The sequence below is a fragment of the Ralstonia sp. ASV6 genome (assembly GCF_016429285.1).
In the GTDB taxonomy this organism is placed as follows: domain Bacteria; phylum Pseudomonadota; class Gammaproteobacteria; order Burkholderiales; family Burkholderiaceae; genus Ralstonia; species Ralstonia flaminis.
Genome location: NZ_JAELUI010000010.1, coordinates 22271 through 45103, shown reverse-complemented (window position 1 = coordinate 45103; position 22833 = coordinate 22271). Strand labels below are relative to the sequence as shown.

The 22833-nt window shown below is 62.9% G+C and carries 24 protein-coding genes and 1 pseudogene; 16 read left to right on the top strand and 9 right to left on the bottom strand.

Annotated elements, in window-relative coordinates; all coding sequences use genetic code 11:
- Positions 1-9: 9 nt before the first annotated feature.
- From JHD73_RS03210 to JHD73_RS03195, 4 genes and pseudogenes are all read right to left on the bottom strand, one after another.
- The gene (locus tag JHD73_RS03210) at positions 10-1812 is read right to left on the bottom strand and encodes a hypothetical protein (protein WP_199027693.1); all 1803 of its coding nucleotides are present in this window, start codon (positions 1810-1812) and stop codon (positions 10-12) included.
- Positions 1813-1890: 78 nt separating this feature from the next.
- Positions 1891-2769: pseudogene (locus tag JHD73_RS03205) on the bottom strand (YifB family Mg chelatase-like AAA ATPase); the annotation flags it as partial.
- 202 nt (positions 2770-2971) lie between these two features.
- On the bottom strand, positions 2972-3484 hold the full coding sequence (locus tag JHD73_RS03200) for a DUF1269 domain-containing protein (protein WP_199027691.1): 513 nt from the start codon (positions 3482-3484) through the stop codon (positions 2972-2974).
- Positions 3485-3656: 172 nt separating this feature from the next.
- Positions 3657-3920, bottom strand: a complete 264-nt coding sequence (locus tag JHD73_RS03195; RefSeq protein ID WP_199027689.1) for an accessory factor UbiK family protein — start codon at positions 3918-3920, stop codon at positions 3657-3659.
- A gap of 545 nt (positions 3921-4465) precedes the next feature.
- On the opposite strand from JHD73_RS03195, the gene JHD73_RS03190 reads away from it, so the two are divergent.
- The 10 genes from JHD73_RS03190 (at position 4466) to bfr (ending at position 13675) form a co-directional block, all read left to right on the top strand.
- Positions 4466-5284, top strand: coding sequence for a TorF family putative porin (locus JHD73_RS03190; RefSeq protein WP_199027687.1), 819 nt, complete (start codon positions 4466-4468; stop codon positions 5282-5284).
- Positions 5285-5349: 65 nt separating this feature from the next.
- Positions 5350-5688: a P-II family nitrogen regulator gene (locus JHD73_RS03185; protein WP_021196337.1), complete on the top strand. Its 339-nt coding sequence runs from the start codon at positions 5350-5352 to the stop codon at positions 5686-5688.
- Between the two features lie 30 nt (positions 5689-5718).
- Positions 5719-7254: an ammonium transporter gene (locus JHD73_RS03180; RefSeq protein ID WP_199027685.1), complete on the top strand. Its 1536-nt coding sequence runs from the start codon at positions 5719-5721 to the stop codon at positions 7252-7254.
- 367 nt (positions 7255-7621) lie between these two features.
- Entirely contained in the window at positions 7622-8917 is a 1296-nt protein-coding gene (gene gshA / locus JHD73_RS03175; protein ID WP_199027683.1) for a glutamate--cysteine ligase, read from the top strand.
- Positions 8918-8941: 24 nt separating this feature from the next.
- Positions 8942-9937, top strand: coding sequence for a glutathione synthase (gshB, locus tag JHD73_RS03170; RefSeq protein ID WP_199027681.1), 996 nt, complete (start codon positions 8942-8944; stop codon positions 9935-9937).
- A gap of 118 nt (positions 9938-10055) precedes the next feature.
- Positions 10056-10511 (top strand): PTS sugar transporter subunit IIA, encoded by a 456-nt coding sequence (locus JHD73_RS03165; protein WP_039598986.1) that lies wholly within the window; start codon positions 10056-10058, stop codon positions 10509-10511.
- Positions 10480-10749 (top strand): HPr family phosphocarrier protein, encoded by a 270-nt coding sequence (locus JHD73_RS03160; protein ID WP_021196342.1) that lies wholly within the window; start codon positions 10480-10482, stop codon positions 10747-10749. The genes JHD73_RS03165 and JHD73_RS03160 overlap by 32 nt, the downstream gene beginning before the upstream one ends.
- A gap of 45 nt (positions 10750-10794) precedes the next feature.
- Positions 10795-12546, top strand: coding sequence for a phosphoenolpyruvate--protein phosphotransferase (gene ptsP / locus JHD73_RS03155; RefSeq protein WP_199027679.1), 1752 nt, complete (start codon positions 10795-10797; stop codon positions 12544-12546).
- A gap of 230 nt (positions 12547-12776) precedes the next feature.
- Complete coding sequence (locus JHD73_RS03150) at positions 12777-13052, top strand: bacterioferritin-associated ferredoxin (protein ID WP_021196344.1); 276 nt, start codon at positions 12777-12779, stop codon at positions 13050-13052.
- Positions 13053-13195: 143 nt separating this feature from the next.
- A complete protein-coding gene (gene bfr / locus JHD73_RS03145) occupies positions 13196-13675 on the top strand; it encodes a bacterioferritin (RefSeq protein WP_199027677.1) in 480 nt (159 codons plus the stop codon).
- 78 nt (positions 13676-13753) lie between these two features.
- Here the strand turns inward: bfr and JHD73_RS03140 are convergent, their stop codons facing one another.
- From JHD73_RS03140 to gpmA, 3 genes are all read right to left on the bottom strand, one after another.
- Complete coding sequence (locus JHD73_RS03140) at positions 13754-14503, bottom strand: molybdopterin-synthase adenylyltransferase MoeB (RefSeq protein ID WP_199027675.1); 750 nt, start codon at positions 14501-14503, stop codon at positions 13754-13756.
- 69 nt (positions 14504-14572) lie between these two features.
- Entirely contained in the window at positions 14573-16162 is a 1590-nt protein-coding gene (locus JHD73_RS03135; protein ID WP_199027674.1) for a S41 family peptidase, read from the bottom strand.
- A 118-nt stretch (positions 16163-16280) separates the two neighbouring features.
- Entirely contained in the window at positions 16281-17027 is a 747-nt protein-coding gene (gene gpmA / locus JHD73_RS03130) for a 2,3-diphosphoglycerate-dependent phosphoglycerate mutase (RefSeq protein ID WP_199027673.1), read from the bottom strand.
- Between the two features lie 186 nt (positions 17028-17213).
- Between gpmA and JHD73_RS03125 the strand changes: the two genes are divergently transcribed.
- The 4 genes from JHD73_RS03125 to JHD73_RS03110 all read left to right on the top strand — a co-directional run bounded on the left by JHD73_RS03125 (position 17214) and on the right by JHD73_RS03110 (position 19712).
- Positions 17214-17636, top strand: a complete 423-nt coding sequence (locus tag JHD73_RS03125; RefSeq protein WP_021196349.1) for a rhodanese-like domain-containing protein — start codon at positions 17214-17216, stop codon at positions 17634-17636.
- 19 nt (positions 17637-17655) lie between these two features.
- Complete coding sequence (gene grxC, locus JHD73_RS03120; RefSeq protein ID WP_199027672.1) at positions 17656-17913, top strand: glutaredoxin 3; 258 nt, start codon at positions 17656-17658, stop codon at positions 17911-17913.
- A gap of 149 nt (positions 17914-18062) precedes the next feature.
- Positions 18063-18584 (top strand): protein-export chaperone SecB, encoded by a 522-nt coding sequence (gene secB / locus JHD73_RS03115; protein WP_021196351.1) that lies wholly within the window; start codon positions 18063-18065, stop codon positions 18582-18584.
- A 111-nt stretch (positions 18585-18695) separates the two neighbouring features.
- Positions 18696-19712 (top strand): NAD(P)H-dependent glycerol-3-phosphate dehydrogenase, encoded by a 1017-nt coding sequence (locus JHD73_RS03110; RefSeq protein WP_199027671.1) that lies wholly within the window; start codon positions 18696-18698, stop codon positions 19710-19712.
- 20 nt (positions 19713-19732) lie between these two features.
- Here JHD73_RS03110 and trmL read toward each other — a convergent pair whose 3' ends face one another.
- Both trmL and JHD73_RS03100 read right to left on the bottom strand, forming a co-directional pair.
- Entirely contained in the window at positions 19733-20203 is a 471-nt protein-coding gene (gene trmL, locus JHD73_RS03105) for a tRNA (uridine(34)/cytosine(34)/5-carboxymethylaminomethyluridine(34)-2'-O)-methyltransferase TrmL (protein ID WP_199027670.1), read from the bottom strand.
- Positions 20204-20313: 110 nt separating this feature from the next.
- Positions 20314-21036 (bottom strand): ComF family protein, encoded by a 723-nt coding sequence (locus JHD73_RS03100; RefSeq protein WP_199027713.1) that lies wholly within the window; start codon positions 21034-21036, stop codon positions 20314-20316.
- A gap of 109 nt (positions 21037-21145) precedes the next feature.
- Between JHD73_RS03100 and JHD73_RS03095 the strand changes: the two genes are divergently transcribed.
- Together JHD73_RS03095 and JHD73_RS03090 are read left to right on the top strand one after the other, a co-directional pair.
- The gene (locus tag JHD73_RS03095) at positions 21146-22087 is read left to right on the top strand and encodes a methyltransferase domain-containing protein (RefSeq protein ID WP_199027669.1); all 942 of its coding nucleotides are present in this window, start codon (positions 21146-21148) and stop codon (positions 22085-22087) included.
- Between the two features lie 194 nt (positions 22088-22281).
- The gene (locus tag JHD73_RS03090; RefSeq protein ID WP_199027667.1) at positions 22282-22824 is read left to right on the top strand and encodes a DUF2244 domain-containing protein; all 543 of its coding nucleotides are present in this window, start codon (positions 22282-22284) and stop codon (positions 22822-22824) included.
- The last annotated feature ends 9 nt before the right edge of the window (positions 22825-22833 follow it).

Here is a 22833-nt window from a genome sequence, read left to right as displayed (position 1 = left end):
GGGCCCTGATCACCACAGCTCGGCTACCTTCGCGAGGACCGCGTTCGCAAAGGACTGTATCGTCCTGCTTTCATGGTGCGGTACCTTCGCGCGCAGCAGTCTGGGCAGAAGCTCTGATGGGGGCCATCCATTCTTTCTTGCGGTCATCACCAGAAACCTTTCTAGCGTCGCATCGACCAGAGGCAAGCCATCGTCTGCTCGCAACACGAGAACGCAATGCTTGTCAGTTTTTCGCTCAAGTTCCATGACGTACGAGGTGCCACGCGGTTCATCGATGCGTGCGATGACAACAGCCCGAGGTCTCTCCGGGGAGTTGGACATCAGGTGCCACGATCGACAACCCTTGATTCGCGCCGGAAAGCACGCCAGCACATCGTCCGCGTCCATTGGCCAACCGCGATCGCTGACGGTGAGTGTGGTCACCTCCCACCCATCGGCACGTTTAGACGAGCGAATTGTTTTTACGACATCAAGAAAAGTCTTGAGGTCCGCCGGAAGTCGGGTCTTAAATGGGTTCGTTTGTTGCTGGATATCGACCTTTCCGGCATCGCCGCTTGCGCCTTCACCCTCTCCCGTTCCGTGGGTTTCGAACTGCTGTGCTTCCTTCAACTTGCCTTTTGCGGACTTGTACTTCTGGAGACTCTTCTCGTCCTGGATAAGGGCTCGACCCAAGAGGTCAACAAAACGGTCCTTGAACAACTGCAGCAGTAACGGTCGAACGTCCTTTTGCGGTTCCTCGTTGCTGATCAAGTTCAACTCGTCTTCTGGCGGAACTTGTTGGGGCTGCGTGGTGGCTGGTGGGAACGCAGTTGCAGGCAGGTCCGGATCCTCGCTGTTCGCACCCTTTGCCGAGTTGTTCTTGCGGTCTACCGCAAGGTCTGTGTAGGGGAGTGGGTGCGAGCAAGTGCGAATTCCGAGTACGAGAAACGCCCAGACGTCCTTTTCATTTGTGCCTGGTGTTGCCGTGGCGATTCTCAGGCGTTTCCCATAGGCGGTCAGCGTTGTCTCGTCATCGAACGGAAAGCCAATTTCGATAGGGACGGCATGGGAGCTACCCTTGCCGTTGATGGGAGCATTGACGCTTGCAGCCATCATCGCGCGATGGAGATGGTCGATCTCCCGGTGCGTCTCCTTACTTGCGTACCATCGGCCGATGAACCAAGCATCGCCGTCCGCAATATTCTTCCAAAGCATCAGGAAAAGACTGCCGTCCTCCAACGGGGCCGATTCATCGAGATCAATGAGCGCCCCAATATCATTGGAAAAGACTGCTCGGGCTACGTCGCTTGAGCACAGATAGTAGGTCCGTAGAAGTTCCGCCGGGGGGATGAGCACAAATTTGAATGACTGCCGCTCCACCGGATACACCCAGAGAGGGGTGTTGGCCAAATGCTTGAAATTGCCTCCGACCTCGTAGTAGGCCTTAGGCATGCACTTCACCAATCGCCCATTGGCTTCCACGTTTCCTGCAAACGTGTTTCGCAAGCGGTTGGTCGGCTTAATCGTGAGTGTTTCAAGGCGCCCGCCCGCGTTGCCGTCGTTGATGACGGAGTGCAATTTTCGCCTATGCCAGACTGACCCTACGCTGACCAGCGGCAACTGCCCGACACCGATCCACGCCTCGTCATAGCACTTGCCTGTACGGCTAGTGTTCTTGAGCGGGTCTCGATAGTTATCGTGAAGCGCACTCAGCAATATGTGGACCTTGGGCTCGCTATCAACATGAGGGTTGTGGGCAACCTTTCCGATCCAGTCGACGCGCCAATATTGGTCATCGTTGGGGAACTCACTGATTCGGAACCCTGTGGCCATCTATGGCAATCTCCTTGCATTTATCCATGTAAATCTGCATGGAAATGTGGAGCCTTGCAACCATTTTTGGTTCTTACAGCCGCCGCCGACCATCGCCACCGCCGATGCGGTGTGATGTGGCGCCCGGAACGGCCGCACCTTCCAGCGCTTGGCATCGAAACCGCGCGTGGTCAGGCTCATCACAGCGGCGGCAGAGAGCGCTTCGTCGTCGCTCATGTCCGGCAGCAAGCCGGGGAAGCGTTGCGCGAGCATCGATTTGCCGGTGCCGGGCGGGCCGATCATCAGCATCGAATGGCCGCCCGCCGCGGCCACTTCCAATGCGCGCCGCGCTTGCGGCTGGCCGCGCACGTCTGACAGATCGGGATAGCGGATATCAGCATCGACCGGTGCGGGCAGCGCGGGCGCGAGCTTGCGGTCGGGCGCACTGAGGTGGTCGCATACCTCGATGAGCGACCGCGCGGGCAGCACCTTGGTGCCGCTGACAAGTGCGGCTTCTGCGGCGTTTTCGGTGGGTAGCACGAACGCGCGGGTCAGCGGCGCTTCGCCGTCTGCGGATGTGGGGTTGCGCGACAGTGCATACGCCATCGCCAGCGCTCCGCGAATCGGCCGCAAGTCACCCGAGAGCGACAACTCGCCCGCAAACTCGTGCGCGTCCAGATGCGTGTGCGGAATCTGCCGGCTCGCGGCGAGGATGCCCAGCGCAATCGCCAAATCAAATCGCCCGGACTCTTTTGGTAGATCCGCCGGTGCCAGATTGACGGTGATGCGCCGCGCCGGAAACTCGAAGCGGCTGTTCTGGATGGCGGCGCGCACGCGGTCCTTGCTCTCCTTCACCTCGGTGTCGGGCAGCCCGACGATGGTGAACGACGGCAACCCGTTGGCCAGATGCACCTCCACTGACACCGCTGGCGCATCGATGCCGGAAAGCGCGCGTGAACGCAGGACGGCGAGGCTCATCGCGGCGTCCTCCGATTGACATGACTGGCGGAACAGAGAGCGGGGCAGGGATGCATGGCGTGTCAGTGCGCGGCGTAAGAGGAACCTGCCACTGTGCCAGCCACGCCACGCCGTGATCTCTGCCTGCATCCAAATTTGACGCGCTGTCTGAATGCAAAAAAACCGGAGCACGTGGCTCCGGTGTTGTTGTCGGCAGATCAGATCAGGGGAACGCAGGCATCGCCGAATCCTCACCGCTGAAGCGGCCTTCGGGATGCGTGTTCTGCAGCAGGGCGCGCACTTCCGGCACGCGCGAGCGCGGTATGTCCACCATCAACAGGATCTGCCCATCCTCCACCGCCTGCTTGAACGGTTTGAGGCGGCTGTTCGGCACGGAACTGCCGATCATGCTGGAAGCCCACGCACCAAACAGCGCGCCGACCACGGTTGTGATGCCGACCATCCCCCACTGCGGACCTTCGCCAATGATCGGAAACAGCGCGGCCACCACGCCCGCTGCCACGCCCGCACCTCCGCCGATCACCAGCCCGTTCTGGGTGGCGTGGACGATGTCGGAAGTCTGGAGCAGGTTGGCCTCGTGCAGGCCGGTGAGGTCGGCGCCTTCCTTGGCGACGAAGTGGATGTGGCGCTCGGTGATGCGCGCCAACAGGAGGTCATTCATGACACGCCGGGCGCTGGCGACGTCCGGCAAGAGAAAGTAGAGACGATGCTGCATGATCTTCTCCTCAAGCGCTGCTGCGCGTGCGTCTTAAGGACGTTCTAGATCAGTTCACCAGTTGCAACAAGGCGGCGCTTCGAACTTTTCGCTGTGCGCCGCAGCACGGGTGCGGCGGCGGGCACAGCAGGGGGCGGTACCCACTCCCTGCGTGATGTTGGGCGCTCGCGCGTTACTGGCCGGTGCTTGCCGGGGCGGTGGTCTTGAGCTGCGCTTCGAGCGCAGCCACGCGCGTCTCCAGCTCTTCCAGGCGAGCGCGGGTACGGGCCAGCACCTGCGACTGCACATCAAATTCTTCGCGTGTGACCAGATCGAGCTTGGAAAAGCCCTGGGTCATCATCGCGCGCACGTTCTTTTCGATGTCGGCGGCCGGCGAGTTGCGCAGTGCCTCGGTCACGCGGTTCTGAAAGTCGGTAAAGAGATCGGTGGGTTTCATTGAGGTTCTCCGAGGGTCAGGCTGCCTGCGCCAAGCCGGTGCATGCACCGCTTTTGTGCGCTGGAGTTGCCGTGTCATGGTGCGCTGGGCGGCACAAGGCGCGTGGTTTCGGTGCTGCAGGCGAGGATGCTACCTGTTGAGCGCTTCCAACTCCACAAATCCCAGCAAGTCTCGCTGCGATGCGGCATTGCCGACGCCAGCCAAACGGGGACAGATTCAGCGTCCGCTGCCCCGGAATATCAGGCGGGGCCATGACACGTTGTTGAAATCACTCTATCACATGGCTTTTTGCGTGCCATGACGGGCTGAGGCTGCATTGGGCAGATCAGCCTGCGGCAACTGTTGGCGGGTGGCGTGCATCACTTGAGCGATCCGTCCCCAATTTCTCCTGTTTCATGCTCCACGCCGTGTGTGGCGTATCGGTCGAGGGAATCCTCCAACTTCACTACCTCGACATGGCATGACAGTTGCAGAACCAGTGCGACTTTTTTCACGTTTCCACGTTCCGTTCTGTTGTTGCGACTTTCTAAAGGGGGAGAGCCGTTATGAAGAAATTTGCGTACGCAGCCAGTGTGGTGTTGTTGACCGGTGCTGCCGCCGGTATCACGCAAACCGCCATTGCTCAGACTGCGCCCGCCGCTCCGGCGGCCGATGCACCTGCCGCCGCGCCCGCGCCGGCACCTGCACTGACTGCCAATCTCACGCTGGCCAGCCAATACCGCTATCGCGGCATCATGCAGACCAACAACAAGCCAGCCATTCAAGGCGGCTTTGACTACGCCATTCCGGGCGGCGTGTTGCCCGAAGGCTTCTACATCGGCAACTGGAACTCGTCGATCAGCTGGCTGAGCGATTCCAACTCGAACGTGTCCGCACCCATCGAGATGGACTTCTACGGTGGCTACAAGACCGAGATCGTCAAGGACGTGCCCATCGACGTGGGCGTGCTGCAGTACTACTACCCGGGCAGCTATCCCGACGGTTTCACGCGCCCGCACACGACCGAAGGCTATGCGCAGATCGGCTATGGCCCGGTCACATTCAAGTACTCCCATGCGTTCTCGAACCTGTTCGGCACGCCCGATTCGCACCACAGCCAGTACTTTGATCTGTCGGGCAACTTCGACACCGGCTTCTGGGGCCTGACGCTGAACCTGCATGCAGGCTACCAGCAGGTGCCGCACCAGGCCGTACGCGCCTCCTATGCCGACTGGAAGATCGGCGTGACGAAGGACTTCGGCAGCGGCTGGACGGCATCGCTGGCCTACATCGATACGAATGCTTCGCGCGCCTTCTACACCAACACTCGCGGCAGCTACATGGGCAAGGCCACAGCCTTGCTGTCGGTCACCAAGACTTTCTAATCAACGAGGCGAGGCGGCGCTCATTGAGCAACAACAGGGCGCTGCCAATCGAGGAGGAATCCAGCATGAAACTCATCATGGCGGTCATCAAGCCGTTCAAGCTCGACGAGGTCCGCGAGGCGTTGTCCGAAGTCGGGGTGTCGGGCATCACCGTTACGGAAGTCAAGGGTTTTGGGCGCCAGAAGGGTCACACGGAGCTCTACCGCGGCGCCGAGTACATCGTCGACTTCCTGCCTAAAGTGAAGATTGAAGTGGCCGTGCCCGACGACGTGCTCGAGCGCGCCGTCGAAGCCATCGAAAAATCCGCACGCACCGGCAAGATCGGCGACGGCAAGATTTTCGTTGCCGACGTTGAGCAAGTCATCCGCATCCGCACCGGCGAGACCGGCGGCGACGCCCTATAAGCGCCAACCAGCCAAGGAAGAGGTCAAGACATGAAAACCTGGTTCACACGATTCCTGACGGCGGGGGCCGTCGCTGCGGTGCTTGCAGGCGCCGTACTGTCCGCGCCGGCTATGGCGCAGGACAAGCCGGCCGCATCTGCGCCTGCCGCTGAAGCCAGCGCCGCGCCGGCAGCCGCTGCTGCTGCGTCGGAACCGGCCGCCGCGCCAGCCGCTGCTGCGCCCGCTGCCGCTGCTGCCCCTGCGGCTGCCACGCCCGTGCCCAACAAGGGCGATACGGCCTGGCTGCTGATCTCCACCGCGTTCGTCATCCTGATGACGCTGCCGGGTCTGGCGCTGTTCTACGGCGGCCTGGTGCGCAAGAAGAACATGCTGTCCGTGCTGATGCAGTGCATGGGCATCTTCTCGCTCATCATCATCCTGTGGGCCGTCTACGGTTACAGCTTCGCGTTCACCGAAGGCAATGCGTTCTTCGGCGGGATGGACCGACTGTTCCTGAAGGGCCTGACGCCAGATTCGGTGGCCGCCACTTTCAGCAAGGGCGTGGTGGTGCCGGAGTACGCGTACTTCGCGTTCCAGGGCGCGTTTGCTGCGATCACCTGCGCGCTGATCATCGGTGCCTTCGCCGAACGTGCAAAGTTCTCGGCCGTGCTGCTGTTCGTGGTGCTGTGGTTCACCTTCAGCTACCTGCCGATCGCCCACATGGTCTGGTTCTGGCCGGGTCCGGATGGCTTTACCGATGCCAAGGCCGCTGAACTCATGACGTCCAAGTCGGGCTGGCTGTTCCAAAAGGGCGCGCTGGACTTTGCCGGCGGTACCGTGGTGCACATCAACGCCGCTGTCGCGGGCTTGGTGGGGGCCTTCCTGTTTGGCAAGCGCATCGGCTTCGGCCGTGAAGCGCTCAAGCCGCACAGCCTGACGCTGACGATGGTCGGTGCCTCGCTGCTGTGGTTCGGCTGGTTCGGCTTCAACGCCGGTTCGGCCCTGGAAGCCAACGGCAGCGCCGCGCTGGCCTTCGTCAACACGCTGCTGGCCACCGCCGCTGCTGTGCTGTCGTGGAGCTTCGGTGAGTGGATCGGCAAGAGCAAGCCGTCGATGCTGGGTGCTGCATCGGGTGCTGTGGCGGGCCTTGTGGCCATCACCCCGGCAGCCGGCTTTGTCGGCCCGATGGGCTCGATCGCGCTGGGCATCATCGCCGGCCTGCTGTGCCTGTGGGGTGTGACTGGCCTCAAGCGCATGCTGGGCATGGACGACACGCTGGACGTGTTCGGCGTGCACGGCGTGGGCGGTATCCTCGGCGCACTGCTGACCGGCGTGTTTGCCTCGCCGAGTCTGGGCGGCACTGGCATCTACGACTATGTCGCCAACAAGGTGGCCGACGGCTACTCGATCGGCGGTCAACTGTGGATCCAGTTCCAGGGCGTGCTGACCACCGTGATCTGGTCTGGCGTGGTGGCCTTCATCTCGTACAAGATCGTCGACGCGGTCGTCGGCCTGCGTGTACCGGAGGAAGAGGAGCGCGAAGGTCTGGATATCACGTCCCACGGCGAAACTGCCTACGAAGACTGATCCGCAACCTGATGGAGCAAAAGACCCGGCCACGTGCCGGGTTTTTTGTTGGCGCCCGCCCCAAGCCGCGTAGCCTTAATTCCGATGTAAAAAACCTTCAATTGCCTCTCGTTATGCGGACGCTTACATTGCAGATGTGGTTTCCTCCACCTGCAGAACGCTCCCCGTATCTGTCAGGCTATTCCCCAAGCGCGGCAGCCCCGCGCTTTTTTTTGCCCGCGTTTTTTGTGTGGTTTTGTGCCTTGCCACACACCGCCCCTTGCGAAACCCTCCGCTGACCGCATATCGATAGCCCACTGTCGTCTGCAAGCTATTGCCTGTTCCTCTACAATCGGAGCGGGCGATAAATTACATCAATAGGAAGGGTATGGTTCCGCACCTGATCACCGCGCTGAACGGGCCGCTGCTGGAGCTCGAGCAGAAGATTCTTGACGCCACGCCCGCCATCGAACGCTGGTTCCGCCTGGAATGGCAGGAACACACGCCGCCGTTCTACTGTTCGGTCGATTTGCGCAACGCCGGCTTCAAGCTGGCGCCGGTCGACACAAACCTGTTCCCGGGCGGCTTCAACAACTTGGCGCCAGAGATGCTGCCGCTGGCCGTGCAGGCCGCCATGGCCGCGATCGAGAAGATCTGCCCGGACGCCAAGAACCTGCTGCTGATCCCCGAGCGCCATACGCGCAACATGTTCTATCTGCAGAACGTGGCACGCCTGTCGCAGATCATGCGCCAGGCAGGGCTCAACGTGCGCCTGGGTTCGCTGTCCGAAGACATCAAGGAACCGACGCCGATCGACCTGCCCGATGGTCAGCGCCTGGTGGTCGAGCCGATCTCGCGCATCGGCACCAAGGGCCGCCGCGTGGGCATGGAAGATTTCGATCCGTGCTCGATCCTGCTGAATAACGATCTGTCGGCCGGCGTACCGCCGATCCTCGAGAACATTCACGAGCAGTACCTGCTGCCGCCGCTGCACGCGGGCTGGTCGCAGCGCCGCAAGACCAACCACTTCGCCGCCTATGATGAAGTGGCCAAGAAGTTCGCCAAGTTGATCGACATTGACCCGTGGATGGTCAACCCGTACTTCACCAAGTGCAGCGGCCTTGACTTCCACGAGCGCGCCGGCGAGGAAGAACTCGCCCACGCGGTTGAGACCGTGCTCAAGAAGACCGCCAAGAAGTACAAGGAATACGGCGTGACCGAGACCCCGTACGTGGTGGTCAAGGCGGATGCCGGCACCTACGGCATGGGCGTGATGACCGTGCGTGATCCTTCCGAGGTCAAGGGCCTCAACCGGAAGGAGCGCAACAAGATGAGCGTGGTCAAGGAAGGCCTGGAGGTCTCCGAGGTGATCGTGCAGGAAGGCGTGCACACCTTCGAGAAAATCAACGAGGCCGTGGCTGAGCCTGTGGTCTACATGATCGACCGCTACGTGGTTGGCGGCTTCTACCGGGTTCACACGGGCCGCGGCGTGGACGAGAATCTGAACGCGCCGGGCATGCATTTCGTGCCGCTGCCGTTTGCGTCGAACTCGCTGCCGGACAGCCACGCCAAGCCGGGCGCCGGCGAGCCGAACCGCTTCTACATGTATGGCGTAGTGGCCCGTCTCGCTTTGCTGGCCGCGTCGCTCGAGCTCGAGAAGACCGACCCGAACCCGCTGATCTAAGTACAAGCTGTTGAGGGAATCGCTATGCGCATCCTGTTCATCGTCGATCCACTGTCGACGTTCAAGATCTACAAGGATTCCACCTTCGCGATGATGCGCGAGGCGACGGCACGCGGCTACGCCATCTACACGTGCCTGCAGTCGCACCTCACGCTGTCGGGCAACGTGGTCGAAACCGTTGCCACGCCCATCGCCCTGACCGGCAATGAGGAGGATGGGCAAGAGTGGTATCGCGCTGGCGATGCGCGCCTGTTACCGCTCACGGGCTTTGACGCCGTGCTGATGCGCAAGGACCCGCCGTTCGATATGGAGTACGTCACCAGCACCTGGCTGCTGGAGATTGCCGAGCGCCAGGGCGCACGTGTGTTCAACAAGCCGCAGGCGATTCGTGACCACTCCGAGAAGCTGGCGATTGCGCAGTTTCGCGAGTTCACCGTACCGACGATCGTCTCGCGCGATGCCAAGCGCCTGCGCGATTTCCACGCCGAGCAGGGCGACGTCATCTTCAAGCCGCTCGACGGCATGGGCGGTACGGGTATTTTCCGCGTCGGGCCGGACGGCATGAACCTCGGCGCTGTGATCGAAACGCTCACCGACAACGGCGCGCGCACGATCATGGCGCAGCAGTACATTCCCGCCATCCGCGAGGGCGACAAGCGCATCTTGCTGATCGGTGGCTCGCCGGTGCCGCATTCGCTGGCACGCATCCCGATGGCTGGCGAAGTGCGCGGCAACCTGGCCGCCGGCGGTACGGGTCGTGCCCAGCCCTTGTCCGAGCGCGATCAAGTGATTGCGCATGCACTCGCGCCGGTGCTATGGCAGCGCGGCCTGCTACTGGTCGGCCTGGATGTCATCGGTGACTACCTGACCGAGGTCAACGTCACCAGCCCGACGTGCTTCCAGGAGATCACCCAGCAGACCGGCTTTAACGTGGCTGGCATGTTCATCGACGCGCTCGAGCGGGCCGCGGGCAAGTCGCCGGGCGCGGGGTTAGGTGGGACTGGCCGGAAGTTGGCCTAGGAAGGCGGCATAGCCCCTCTGGCGGGTGTCCTCCGCTCGGGGGAGTTCCGTCACACTGTGCGCAATCGCCCCAAATGGCCCTGATACAATCAGAGTCATACCGATTCGCTTTTCGATCATGGCAGGGATTCTGATCATCGCTCATGCGCCGCTGGCCAGCGCACTGCGCGATTGCGCTGCACACGTGTATTGCGGCCAGCCCGAACGGCTGGGTGCAATCGACGTCCTGCCCGATGCCGAGCCGGCCGCCGTGCTGGCCCAGGCACGCGCCAAACTCGCAGAGCTGGTCGAGGACAACGGCGCGCTGGTGCTGACCGACATCTTCGGAGCCACGCCTGCCAACATCGCCTCCCGCCTGGCGGATCCAGGTCGTGTGCGTGTGCTGGCCGGCGTTAACCTGCCGATGCTGGTGCGCGCCATCTGCTATCGCACCGAAAAACTCGAACAACTTGCTGCCAAGGCCTTGGCCGGCGGCGCGCAAGGCGTACTGCAGGTCGGCTCGACAGCCGTTCAGAACCAGGTTGCCAACCATCCGGACAAATATGCTGCAGAGGGATATCACCATCATCAATAAGCTCGGGCTGCATGCCCGTGCTTCCGCCAAACTCACGCAGCTCGCCAGCAAGTTCGACAGCCAGATCAAGATGTCGCGCAACGGCCGTCAGGTCGACGCCAAGAGCATCATGGGCGTGATGATGCTGGCGGCAGGCATCGGCTCCACCGTCACGCTGGAGATCGAAGGCCCTGACGAGCAGGCTGCCATGGACGGGCTGGTCGGACTCATCAACGACCGCTTCGGCGAAGGCGAGTAACCCACAACCTGTCAGACAACGCAGCAGCTCTCGGCCAGCGTCTCTATGCCATTCACTTTGCACGGCATCCCGGTCTCGCGCGGCATCGCCATTGGTCGAGCCCATATGCTGGCGCGCGCGGCACTGGATGTGTCGCACTACCTCGTCGACGAAGATAAGTTGGACGCCGAGGTCGAGCGCCTGCGCAGCGCTCGAGCCGCTGTGCGCGGCGAGCTGGTCACGCTCAAGCATGAGTTGCCCGCCGATGCGCCTGAGGAGCTGAGCGCCTTCTTGGCCGTCCATGCGATGTTCGTGGATGATCCGCATCTGTCGCAGGAGGCGGAGAAGCTGATTCGCGAGCGTCGCTACAACGCCGAGTGGGCGCTGACCACGCAGCTCGAAGAGCTGATCCGCCAGTTCGGCGAGATCGAAGACGAGTACCTACGCGAGCGCAAGGCCGACATCGAGCAGGTGGTCGAGCGCATCCTGAAGGTGCTGGCCGGTGCGCCCGCGCTGGCGCCCGCACCGGTGGCGGTCGGCTGCGATCCGGACGCCGGCATGATCGTCGTCGCACATGACATCGCCCCGGCGGACATGTTGCAGTTTCGCGGTCAAACGTTCGCTGGCTTTGTCACCGACCTCGGCGGGCGCACCTCACACACTGCCATCGTTGCGCGCAGCCTGGATATTCCGGCTGCGGTGGGCGTGCACAATGCCAGCGCGCTGATCCGCCAGGACGACGTCATCGTCATCGATGGCGACAACGGCATCGTCATCGTTGATCCGAGCGTGGCCATCCTTGAGGAATACCGCCACCGCCGCAGCGAGGGCGAGCTGCAGAAGAAGCGCCTCGAGCGTTTGCGCCACACACCCACTGTCACACTCGACGGCACGCAGATCGATCTGCTGGCCAACATTGAGATGCCGGAAGATGCAGCCGCCGCCGTGAAGGCTGGCGCTGTGGGCGTCGGGCTGTTCCGCTCAGAATTCCTCTTCATGAACCGGCGTGGCGCGCTGCCCGACGAGGAAGAGCAGTTCCACGCGTACCGCACGGCGGTCGAGTCGATGCAGGGCTTGCCGGTGACGATCCGCACGATCGACATCGGCGCCGACAAGCCGCTCGACATCCGCGACGACGTGTTCGAGACCGCGCCCAACCCGGCGCTGGGGCTGCGTGCGATTCGCTGGTCGTTGTCGGAGCCAGCGATGTTCCTGACGCAATTGCGCGCGCTGCTGCGGGCGTCGGCCTTCGGGCCGGTGAAGATTCTCGTGCCGATGCTCGCGCACGCCCGCGAGATCGACCAGACGCTGGATCTGCTCGCGCGTGCCAAGGCCTCGCTTGACGCCGACGGCATCGCCTATGACCCGACCGTCAAGGTTGGCGCCATGATCGAGATTCCGGCTGCTGTACTGATCCTGCCGGTATTCCTGCGCCGCATGGATTTCTTCTCCATCGGCACGAACGACCTGATCCAGTACACGCTGGCCATCGACCGCGCCGACAACGCGGTCGCGCATCTGTATGACCCACTGCATCCGGCGGTGCTGCAGTTGATTGCGCGTACCATCCGCGAAGGGCATCTGGCGGGCAAGCCGGTATCAGTGTGTGGCGAGATGGCGGGCGATTCGACGATGACGCGCCTGCTGCTCGGCATGGGGCTCACCGAGTTCTCGATGCATCCATCGCAGTTGCTCAGCGTGAAGCAGCAGATCCTGCGCTCGGACCGCCCGCGTCTGATGCGTGAGGCCGACCGCCTGCTGCACGCCTGTGAACCCGCTGAAATCCAGGACGCACTGGGCGCGCTGGCTCGCGCTTGACCTGCTGAGTTTTTAAGCACCGGGCCCACACGACTGTCGTACCGGCGCATCGCCTGTCTCATGGGCGCTTCCCGTTAAGTGACTGAAATTGCACGTCTTTTCGCGAAAAGGCGGCTTGCGTGCACCTGTTTGTCCCTGCCGATCGAATGGGGTAGAACAAGAATTGTTCTCATTACCATTCTCTGTTATTCTGGTTTCACAGCGCGTTTTGAGTGCTGCGGAGGAAACCCGTGTACGTCTGCATCTGCAACCAAGTGACCGATCGCGAAATCCATGGCGCTGCCCGTCTGGGCGTGTCGACAATGGACGAACTCGCCGAGACGCTGGGCGTCGGCACCTGCTGTGGACAATGCCGGGACTGCGCCAAGCAGGTGCTCGCCGAAGCGGTGAGCTGTATTCCCGTCGATCAGGTGTTGGGGCGTGCAAGCACGCATGCCATAATCGAGCGTCGCGACGAGCCCGTTGCCAACGATCAAGCCATTTCGGCTAGTGCGTTGGCTGCCTGATACCCCCGCTTTTCCGTTTCTTTTTTCGCCGCGACCTGCCGCCCGGGCTGAATAGCCTAGGTGGCGTTTGTTGCTTGGGTCAGGCACAGGGCTCGCCTTGAACGGACGCGTGCGTGCGTCCATCACCCGCAGGAGCCCCAAGAATGAAAGGCGATAAGAAAGTTATCCAATATCTGAACGCCCAGCTCAAGAATGAGCTGACCGCCATCAACCAGTACTTCCTCCACGCGCGCATGTATGGCCATTGGGGGCTCAAGCGCATCGGGGACCACGAATACAAAGAGTCCATCGGCGAGATGAAGCACGCCGATCGCCTGATCGAACGCATCCTGATGCTCGAAGGCCTGCCGAACCTGCAGGACCTCGGCAAGCTGATGATCGGCGAGAACACCCCGGAAATGCTCGAGTGCGACCTGAAGCTGGAGAAGGCCGCACACACCACGGTGGTGGAAGCCATTGCGTACTGCGAGTCCGTCAAGGACTACGTCAGCCGCGAGATTTTCGTCGACATCCTGGACGACACCGAAGAGCACATCGACTGGCTGGAGACGCAGCTGGAGCTGATTGATAAGATCGGCATCCAGAACTTCCTGCAGTCGCAGATGGAAGCCGACAGCGAGTAAGCCTCGTCGATCGGCAAGGAAAAAGGAGGCCTGGGCCTCCTTTTTTGTTGTCCGCGTTCAGTGAGCCAGGACTTAGGACTAGTGTGCGCCACCACAGACCGGGCACGACGCCTGACGCGCCACACGCATCGTCGTCCATTCCATCGACAGGCCGTCGAGCATCAGCAGGCGCCCGGCAAGCGAGCGGCCGATGCCAGCGATCAGCTTGAGCGCCTCGGCGGCCTGCACGGTGCCCACCATGCCGACCAGTGGCGAGAACACCCCCATCGTTGCGCAGGCCACGTCCGGCGCGGGCTCGTCGGGAGGGAACAGGCAGGCGTAGCAGGGGCCGCCAGCGCGGCTGTCAAATACGCTGATCTGCCCGTCAAAGCGGATCGCCGCCCCCGACACCAGCGGCACGCCCGCATGCACGCAGGCGAGGTTGGCTGCCTGGCGCGTGGCGAAATTGTCGGAACAATCGAGCACCACATTCACGCCGCCGAGTAGCGCACCGATGCTGTCCGCATCCAATCGGCGCTGCACGGTGTTGACCTGCACGCCCGGGTTCAGGCGGGCGATGGCGGCCTGTGCCGATGCCACTTTCGGCTGTCCAACCGACTCGGTGGTGTGAAGGATCTGGCGCTGTAGGTTGGTCAAGTCGACTGTGTCGTCATCGACGATGGTGAGCGTGCCTACGCCTGCGGCTGCCAGATAGGGCAGGGCTGCTGCGCCCAGGCCACCCGCGCCAATGACGAGCGCATGCGCTTCAAGTAGACGCGTCTGCCCCTCGATGCCGATCTCGTCGAGCAGGATGTGGCGGGAATAGCGCAGCAGTTGGTCGTCGTTCATGGCGGTGCAATGAAAAAGGCCGTGCAGTGCACGGCCTCGCAAGTTTGCCAGTGTTTGCCGGCGGGTGTCTTAACGGGCGCCGCTCGGCTCCGGTGCCGGGATGACACCGCTGGCCGGAACGTTGGGCTTCTGTGCTGCCGGCTTGGCCTTGGGCTTGGCATCGCTGCCGTCCTTGGCGGCCGGCGACTTGGCGGGCTTGTCCGACGTCGCCACGGCGGCTTCCAGCACCGACTTCGAGCGCTTGACCGGCTGGCCGCGCAACTCATTGATCGCCTGCTGCAGCATGAAGTCGTCAGCCGAACCGAACTCGATCGGCTTCTTGTTGCGCTCCTTCTCGCGCTGCTCAGGTGTCTTCTTGGCGTTCTCTTCTTCCAGGCGACGCAGCTCTTCAACGCGGCGCTTTTCGCGCTCGGTCATCTCGGTTTCTTCCGATTCCTGCTTGTTGTGCAGGTGGCGCTCGGTGTCGATTTCACGGGTGATCAGCGCGTCGTCCGGGTCGCCGTCCGGGTTCTGGTCAACCGGGATGTCCGGGCGCACGCCCCAGGCCTGGATCGACTTGCCCGACGGCGTGTAGTAGTACGCGATGGTCAGCTTGATGCCGGTGTCGTTGGACAGCGGACGCACCGTCTGCACTGAGCCCTTGCCGAAGGTCGTCTTGCCCATCGTCTTGGCACGGTGGTGATCCTGCAGCGCACCCGCCACGATTTCCGATGCCGATGCCGTGTAAGCGTTGGTCAGCACAATGATCGGCACGGTCTTGAACTCGGGGTCCAGGCCGGCCAACGGATCGGAATCGAAGTTGCTCAAGCGGTAGTTGGCAAAGTTTGCCTTGTACGTGCGCTTGGCATCGGGCACCTGGCCGTTGGTCGACACCACCGTCACGTCCGGCGGCAGGAACGCGGCCGACACGCCCACAGCGGCTTGCAGCACGCCGCCGCCGTTGTTGCGCAGATCCAGGATCAGGCCCTTGAGGTGGCCGTCTTGTTTGGCCAGGTCATTCAGCTTCTTGGCCAGGTCCGGCACGGTGCGTTCCTGGAAGCTGGTGATACGCACCCAGGCGATACCGTTATCCAGCAGCTTGGCTTTGACCGACTGCACCTGGATTTCAGCGCGGGTGATCGTGAGCGGGAAGGTGCGCTCTTCCTTCTTGCGATAGATGGTCAGCGTGACCTTGGTGCCCGGCGCACCGCGCATGCGCTTGACGGCTTGCTCCAGCGGCATGCCGCGCACGGGCTTGTCGTCGATGCGGGTGATCAGATCACCCGGTTGCACGCCGGCGCGGAAGGCGGGGGTGTCTTCAATCGGGTTGATGACCTTGACCAGGCCTTCTTCCTGCGAAATCTCGATGCCCAAGCCGGCAAAACGGCCCTGAGTGCCTTCCTGCAGTTCCTGGAAGTCTTTCTTGTCGAGATACGCCGAATGCGGGTCAAGGCTGGAGACCATGCCCTTGATGGCTTCGGTCAGCAGTTTGTCGTCGTCCACGGGCTCGACGTATTCGCGCTTGATCTGGCCAAAGATGTCGGCCATCAGGCGGAGCTTTTCCAGCGGGAGCGGCCCAACCGTCGCGTTTTGCGCGGTGGCGGAGAGCTGGAGCGTCGCCAGAACCCCGGTGACGAGGCCAATGGCGATCAAGCTGATGTTCTTGAGCGAAGTTCGCATGTGTCGAGCGTGGACGTGGGAACAGTAGATAAACATGACCCGGGATGGCTCGCGCATATCCCGGGCTACAGGCTTCGACAGTATAAAGGCGTTGGAGTGCCAAACGCCTCGTTACGGTTTATTTCGACTTACCCTGGCTGGCTACCGCCGCGAGGGACGCGGCAATCGCTTGCTGATCGCCCAGGTAATAGTGGCGGATCGGCTTGAGGTTGGCGTCCAGCTCATACACAAGTGGTGTGCCATTGGGGATGTTCAGGCCGACGATGTCAGCGTCCGAAATGCCGTCCAGGTACTTCACCAGTGCGCGGATGCTGTTGCCGTGCGCGGCGATCACTACGCGCTGGCCGCTCTTGATGGCCGGGGCGATCGATTCTTCCCACAGCGGCAGTACGCGTGCGACGGTGTCCTTCAGGCACTCGGTCAGGGGCACTTGCTCGCGCGACAGGCCCGCGTAGCGCGGGTTGCCGAACGCGTCGTTTTCGGCGCCGGGCTCAAGGGCGGGCGGCGGCGTGTCGTAGCTGCGGCGCCAGACGAGGACTTGCTCATCGCCGAACTTGGCGGCGGTCTCGGCTTTGTTCAGACCCGACAGTGCGCCATAGTGGCGTTCATTGAGGCGCCACTCGTTGCGGGTCGGGATCCACATCAGGTCCATTTCATCCTGCACGTGCCAGAGCGTGCGAATTGCACGCTTGAGCACCGAGGTGTAGGCCAGGTCGAAGGTGAAGCCGGCTTCGCGCAGCAGGCGGCCGCCTTGGCGGGCCTGGGCAACGCCCGTGTCGGTCAGGTCGACGTCGACCCAGCCGGTGAAGCGGTTCTCCAGATTCCACGTTGATTCGCCGTGGCGGATGAGGACGAGCTTATGCATGACTGCCATGATGAGAAGTGAGAAAACCTGCGCGCGGGCCTGCGGCGATGCGTCGTGGCGTCATCGTGCGGCCGCCGAAACCAGCTATTTTATAATGCCGCCCGCATCATGTCCCCGCGCGCGCCCGAGCCGTTCGGCTGATGTTCGCCAATTCGGCCCGCCCGATCCATCCAGGAAACCCATACCGTGAAGTTCTTCGCCGATTACAACAACCTTGCCCTGCTTGCTGTCGCCATCGTTTCGGGTCTGCTGCTGATCTGGGGCCCCATCCAGCGCCGCCTTGCTGGTGGCGGTGGTGCCCAGGTAGGCGCTTCGGTTGCCACCCAGCTCATCAATCGCCGCAATGCTGTGGTGGTGGATGTGCGTGAGAGTGCTGAATACGCCGCAGGCCACCTGCCGCAAGCCAAGCATGCGCCGCTCGGCGAGCTGGAAGGCAAGGCCGCCGGCCTTGCAAAGAATAAAGAGACCCCCATCATCCTCGTATGCCAGACCGGCCAGCGCGCCGGGAAGGCGCAAGCAGTCTTGAAGCAGGCCGGTTACAGTGAGGTCTATTCGCTCGAGGGCGGATTGGCCGCCTGGCAGCAGGCTGGTCTTCCGGTCGTCAAATAAAGACAACGAGGTTTGAAGTATGGCGCACGTGGTTATGTACAGCACCACCGTCTGCCCCTATTGCGTGGCAGCGGAAAAACTCCTGAAGCAGCGAGGTGTCGAGCAGATCGAGAAGATCCTGATCGACCGTGAACCCGGCAAGCGTGAAGAGATGATGACGCGCACCAATCGCCGCACCGTGCCGCAGATCTACATCGACGATCGCCACATCGGCGGCTTCGATGACCTCTCTGCGCTGGACCGCGAAGGCGGGCTGGTGCCACTGTTGGCGGCCTGATCGCCATGCCAAAACGCCCGGCTTTGACCGGGCGTTGCACTTTTAGGCCAGCTCTCATGGTGGGCACCATTGCCTCATGTACCATACGCGTCTTGCGCGCGGAACAGATCCCGCCGCGCACTGACCATACATCTATCTGAAGGCGAGTCATGAGCGACCAGCAACAGCAGCAACCGGGCCAGGATGGCCAGCCGTTCTTCAACATTCAGCGCGTCTACCTGAAGGACCTGTCGCTGGAACAGCCGAACTCGCCGCACATTTTCCTGGAACAGGAACAGCCGTCCGTGGAAGTGCAGGTGGACGTGTCCGCCTCGCAACTGGCCGAGGGTGTGTTTGAAGTGGTGGTGATCGGCACGGTCACGACCAAGGTGCAAGAGAAGGTGGCCTTCCTGGTGGAAGCCAAGCAAGCCGGCATCTTCGACATCCGCAACGTGCCGGACGAGCAAATGGACCCGCTGCTGGGCATCGCCTGCCCGACCATCGTGTACCCGTACCTGCGCTCGAACATCGCCGACACCATCGGCCGCGCGGGCTTCCAGCCAATCCACTTGGCGGAGATCAACTTCCAGGCACTGTACGAGCAGCGCCTGGCTGCCGCCATGGAGCAAGCCCAAGCTGCCGGTGGCAACAGTGGTCTGGTGATGCCGGACGGCTCGAAGGCCACCCACTAAGTACGAGGCGCCCTGCGCCAGAAGCCCGCGCCGGCCATACGCTCGCGCGGGCTTTTTCTTTTGCTTGACCTTTTTGCCTGACCGATCCGAGTTTTGAACATGCACACGCGCATGCGAATTTCCGTTCTGGGTGCCGGCGCCTGGGGGACTGCCCTGGCCAGCCATGCCGCGCAATCGCACGATGTCGTGCTGTGGGGGCGTGACGCCAGCCTCGTCACGCAGATGGCCGCCACGCACATCAACGAGGCTTACCTGCCGGGCATCGCGCTGCAGGCGTCGCTGCGTTTCGAGGCTGACCTGCACGCCGCGCTCGATCACGCAGCCGGCGACGACGCATTGGCTGTGATTGCCTCGCCCGTTGCGGGTCTGGCCGACCTGACTCGGGCGGTTGCCGCGCACGGTGGTGTGCGCAACGTGATCTGGCTGTGCAAGGGGTTCGACCCACAGACCGGTGCGTTGCCCCACGCCATCGTTGCCGACGTGCTGACGCAGACCAGCCACCCGGATCTGGCGACGGGTGTGCTGTCCGGCCCGAGCTTTGCCAAGGAGGTCGCGCAGGGTTTGCCGTGCGCGATGACGGTGGCATCCACCAGCGCCGCGCTGGGCAAGCTCACGCAACGCGGTTTCCACCATCACGCGATGCGCGTGTATGCGAGCGATGACCTCATCGGTGTGGAGGTGGGTGGTGCAGTCAAGAACGTGCTGGCCATAGCGACCGGCACGGCGGATGGTCTGGGCCTGGGCTTGAATGCGCGCGCTGCGCTGGTGACGCGCGGCTTGGCCGAGATGACGCGTCTGGGCATCGCACTGGGTGGTCGGCCGGAAACCTTCATGGGCCTGACCGGCATGGGCGATCTGCTGCTCACCGCCACGGGCGATCTCTCGCGCAATCGCACCGTCGGCATGCAGCTCGCGCAGGGCCGCACGCTTGACGACATCCTGCACAGCCTTGGCCATGTCGCCGAGGGCGTGCGTTGCGCGCGCGCTGTCGCCGCACTGGCGCGAGCAAAAGGCGTCGACATGCCGATTACCTTTACGGTGTGCGAAGTCCTGTTCGAGGGTCTTGCGCCTGCAAGCGCAGTGGATCGTCTGCTACAGCGCGACGCGAAATCCGAATCGGCGCGCTGATTCTGGTGCGGGGCTGGCGCTCAGGCGCCGCCTTCGAAACCGTTCTGCCGCCACGCTTCGAACACCACCACCGCCACGGTGTTCGACAGATTCAAGCTGCGGTTGTCGGGCCGCATCGGCAGACGGATGCGCTGCGACGTGGGAAACCATTCGCGGCGTTCTTCAGACAACCCGCGCGTTTCCGATCCGAACACGAACCAGTCGCCCGGCTGGAAGGTCATGCTGGCAAAGGGTGTGGAACCACGCGTGGTGAGCGCGAACATGCGCGCCGGATCAGGCTGCGCATCCCGTAGGAAGGCTTCCCAATCGGCATGCACGCGCATCGTTGCGTACTCGTGATAGTCGAGGCCGGCGCGGCGCATGCGGGCGTCTTCGAGCGGAAACCCCAGCGGCTCGATCAGATGCAGCTGCGCGCCCGTGTTGGCGCACAGGCGGATCACATTGCCCGTGTTGGGCGGGATTTCGGGCTCGACGAGGACGACGTTGAACATGATGGCTGGCCAAGGAAATTTCGGCGGCGAGCTTATCTAGATTGACGAGGGTTGTCACCCCGCCACAGTGCCAAACTCGGGCCGCGACACTATGTCGCATAAGCATGTAACTAGGGCGTGCGCAAGGCAACCACATTGGTGACACGCGCGGCGCCTGCGCGCTTGAGTCGGGTGGCGATCTCGCCGAGGGTGGCGCCGGTGGTCATCACATCATCAATGATGCCGATGTGACGCCCCGCGATGCTGCCCGCGTGCGTCACCTCGAAGGCGCCGTGCAGGTTGGTCAGGCGCTCGGCGCGATCGAGCGAGGCCTGGGCGGGATTGTCGCGCACGCGGCGCAGCCCATCTGCCTTGGCCGGTATGGCGAGTTGCCTGCCCAGTCGCCGGGTGATCTCCCAGGCTTGGTTGTAGCCGCGCGAGCGCAGACGGGTTGCCGACAGCGGCACCGGCAATAACAGGTCGGGCAGGCCGCCCGGCGCGGCGACCAGCGCGTCCCTCAAACGGTCGGCCAGCCATGCCGCGAGCGGCAACTGCGCCCGAAACTTCAATCCGGTGACGAGGTGATCGAGCGGCCAGCCGTAGTCCGCAATGACGATGGTGGCGTCAAAGTCGGGCATGCCGGCCAGGCAGGCGGAGCAATGCCGGGCGATGTGCCGGGCTTCCAGTGCGATGGCGCATTGGAAGCAGCGCCGCCGGTGCAGTTGCGGCGCCAGATCGCCCATGCAGCCGGTGCAGACCAGCTCACGCTGGACTGCGCCGCACAGCGCGCAGGCGCACGGCAGCAGATGCCGCAGGCCGGCATGAAACCATTGGTGCAATAGGGTTGGGGGCATGGTCAAAAAGCCGCCATCCCAGCCGATTTGCGGCCGATACGCCATCAGACGGCGCCTGAAACATCTCGCCGGTATACTTGCTGACCGCAGTTCCTGCCTCGATTTGTCGATGTCCGATCCCGTTCTCGCCCGTCCCGCCGCCTTGCGGCGCGCTTTCGATCGCCGCGCCGCGCGTCTTGCCGACATGGACTTCCTGCTGCGCGAGGTCGGAGCCCGGATGCAGGACCGGTTGTCGTACATCAAGCTGACGCCGTCGCGTGCGCTGGACCTGGGCTGTGGCCTCGGACAAGGGCTGGCGGTGCTGCGCGCCCAGTATCCGGATGCGCAGATCTGCGGCGTGGACTGGTCATCCGCCATGCTGGCGCGGGCAATACAGCTTGATCCGCAGCGCACGGACACGGGCTGGCTCGGTCGGCTGCTGAAGAAGCGCCCGGTCTTCGATTTCGCCCAGGCAGACTTTCGCGCGCTGCCATTTGCTGATGCGTCGTTTGACCTGCTGTGGTCCAACCTGGCGCTGCACTGGGACCCATCTCCGCACGCGATTTTTCCGGAGTGGCACCGCATCACCAAGGAAGGCGGTCTGCTGATGTTCAGCCTGTTCGGCCCGGACACCCTGCGCGAGCTGCGCAGCGCGCTGGCCGGTATCGATGCGGGTGTCCACACCTTGCGCTTTGTCGATATGCACGACATTGGCGATATGCTGGTGCATAGCCGCTGGTCCACGCCCGTGATGGACATGGAGCAGATCACCATCACCTACGAGACCCCGCAGGCGCTGCTGGCCGACGTGCATCTGCTGGGCGGCATGGCGGGCCTCATGGATGAAAGCGGCCGCAACCTGGCCGGCGCAGGGCTACACACGCCGCGCTGGCGCCAACGGCTGTTTGACGCGCTCGACGCGCAGCGCAATCCCGAGGGCCTGATCCCGCTGACCTTCGAGGTCGTCTACGGTCATGCCTGGAAGCTGGCGCCCACCCGCCGGCAGGCGCTGGATGATGAAGGGCGGGCGATGATCCCAGTTGATCAGATCGGCCGCAAACCGCGCGCCTGAGGCGGTTCTTGATGCAGGAACGGCATTGATAGCCCCTTGTCAAGCCGGGACTTGCATAAAGGCGCTTTACCTTGTTTGGGGTCAATTAGGACCATATACTGTGCCGGTTTGTCGCAGCAGTCCCCCCTAAGGCCTATCCCGTTTGTTGCCACGGGCGAACCGATCGGGTATGCATCCGAGGCAGGAGTGGTTCAATGCACGACATTGCAAATGTATGCGTTGATACGGCGCTCCAGCCAGCATGTGGCGCCTCCACCGTTCCGGAATCGCCGCGCAAGAACTGGCTCATGAAGCGAAACTGCTCGCTTTCACCTCGCCAGGTCGGCTGGTTCTACCTCTCGATTGTCATCCTCTCGTTCGTGATCGCTTCGTTCTTTGCGTGGCAAGGTGCGTGGTTGGTGTTGCCTTTCTCGGGGCTGGAGGTCGCGATTCTCGGATGGGCGTTGCTGTACCATGCCCGCCACGCCTCCGATTACGAGCACGTCTGGCTGGAGGACGGCGCGCTGGTGATCGAACAGGTGAGCGCCGGCCAGCGGGTGCGCCATGTGTTCAATCCGCAGTGGGTGCGCGTCGAACTCGGCGAGCCGCGAAATGAGCCCCTCCGGGAGCTGGTTGCGCTGCATTCCGGTGGACGCGTCGTGCGGGTCGGCCGATTTCTCGATCCGGTCGGGCGGAGCAGGCTTGCGAACGAGCTTTCCCGGTGTTTGGGACAGGGGCAACCAACCCAGGTCTCATGAGCCGCGCAC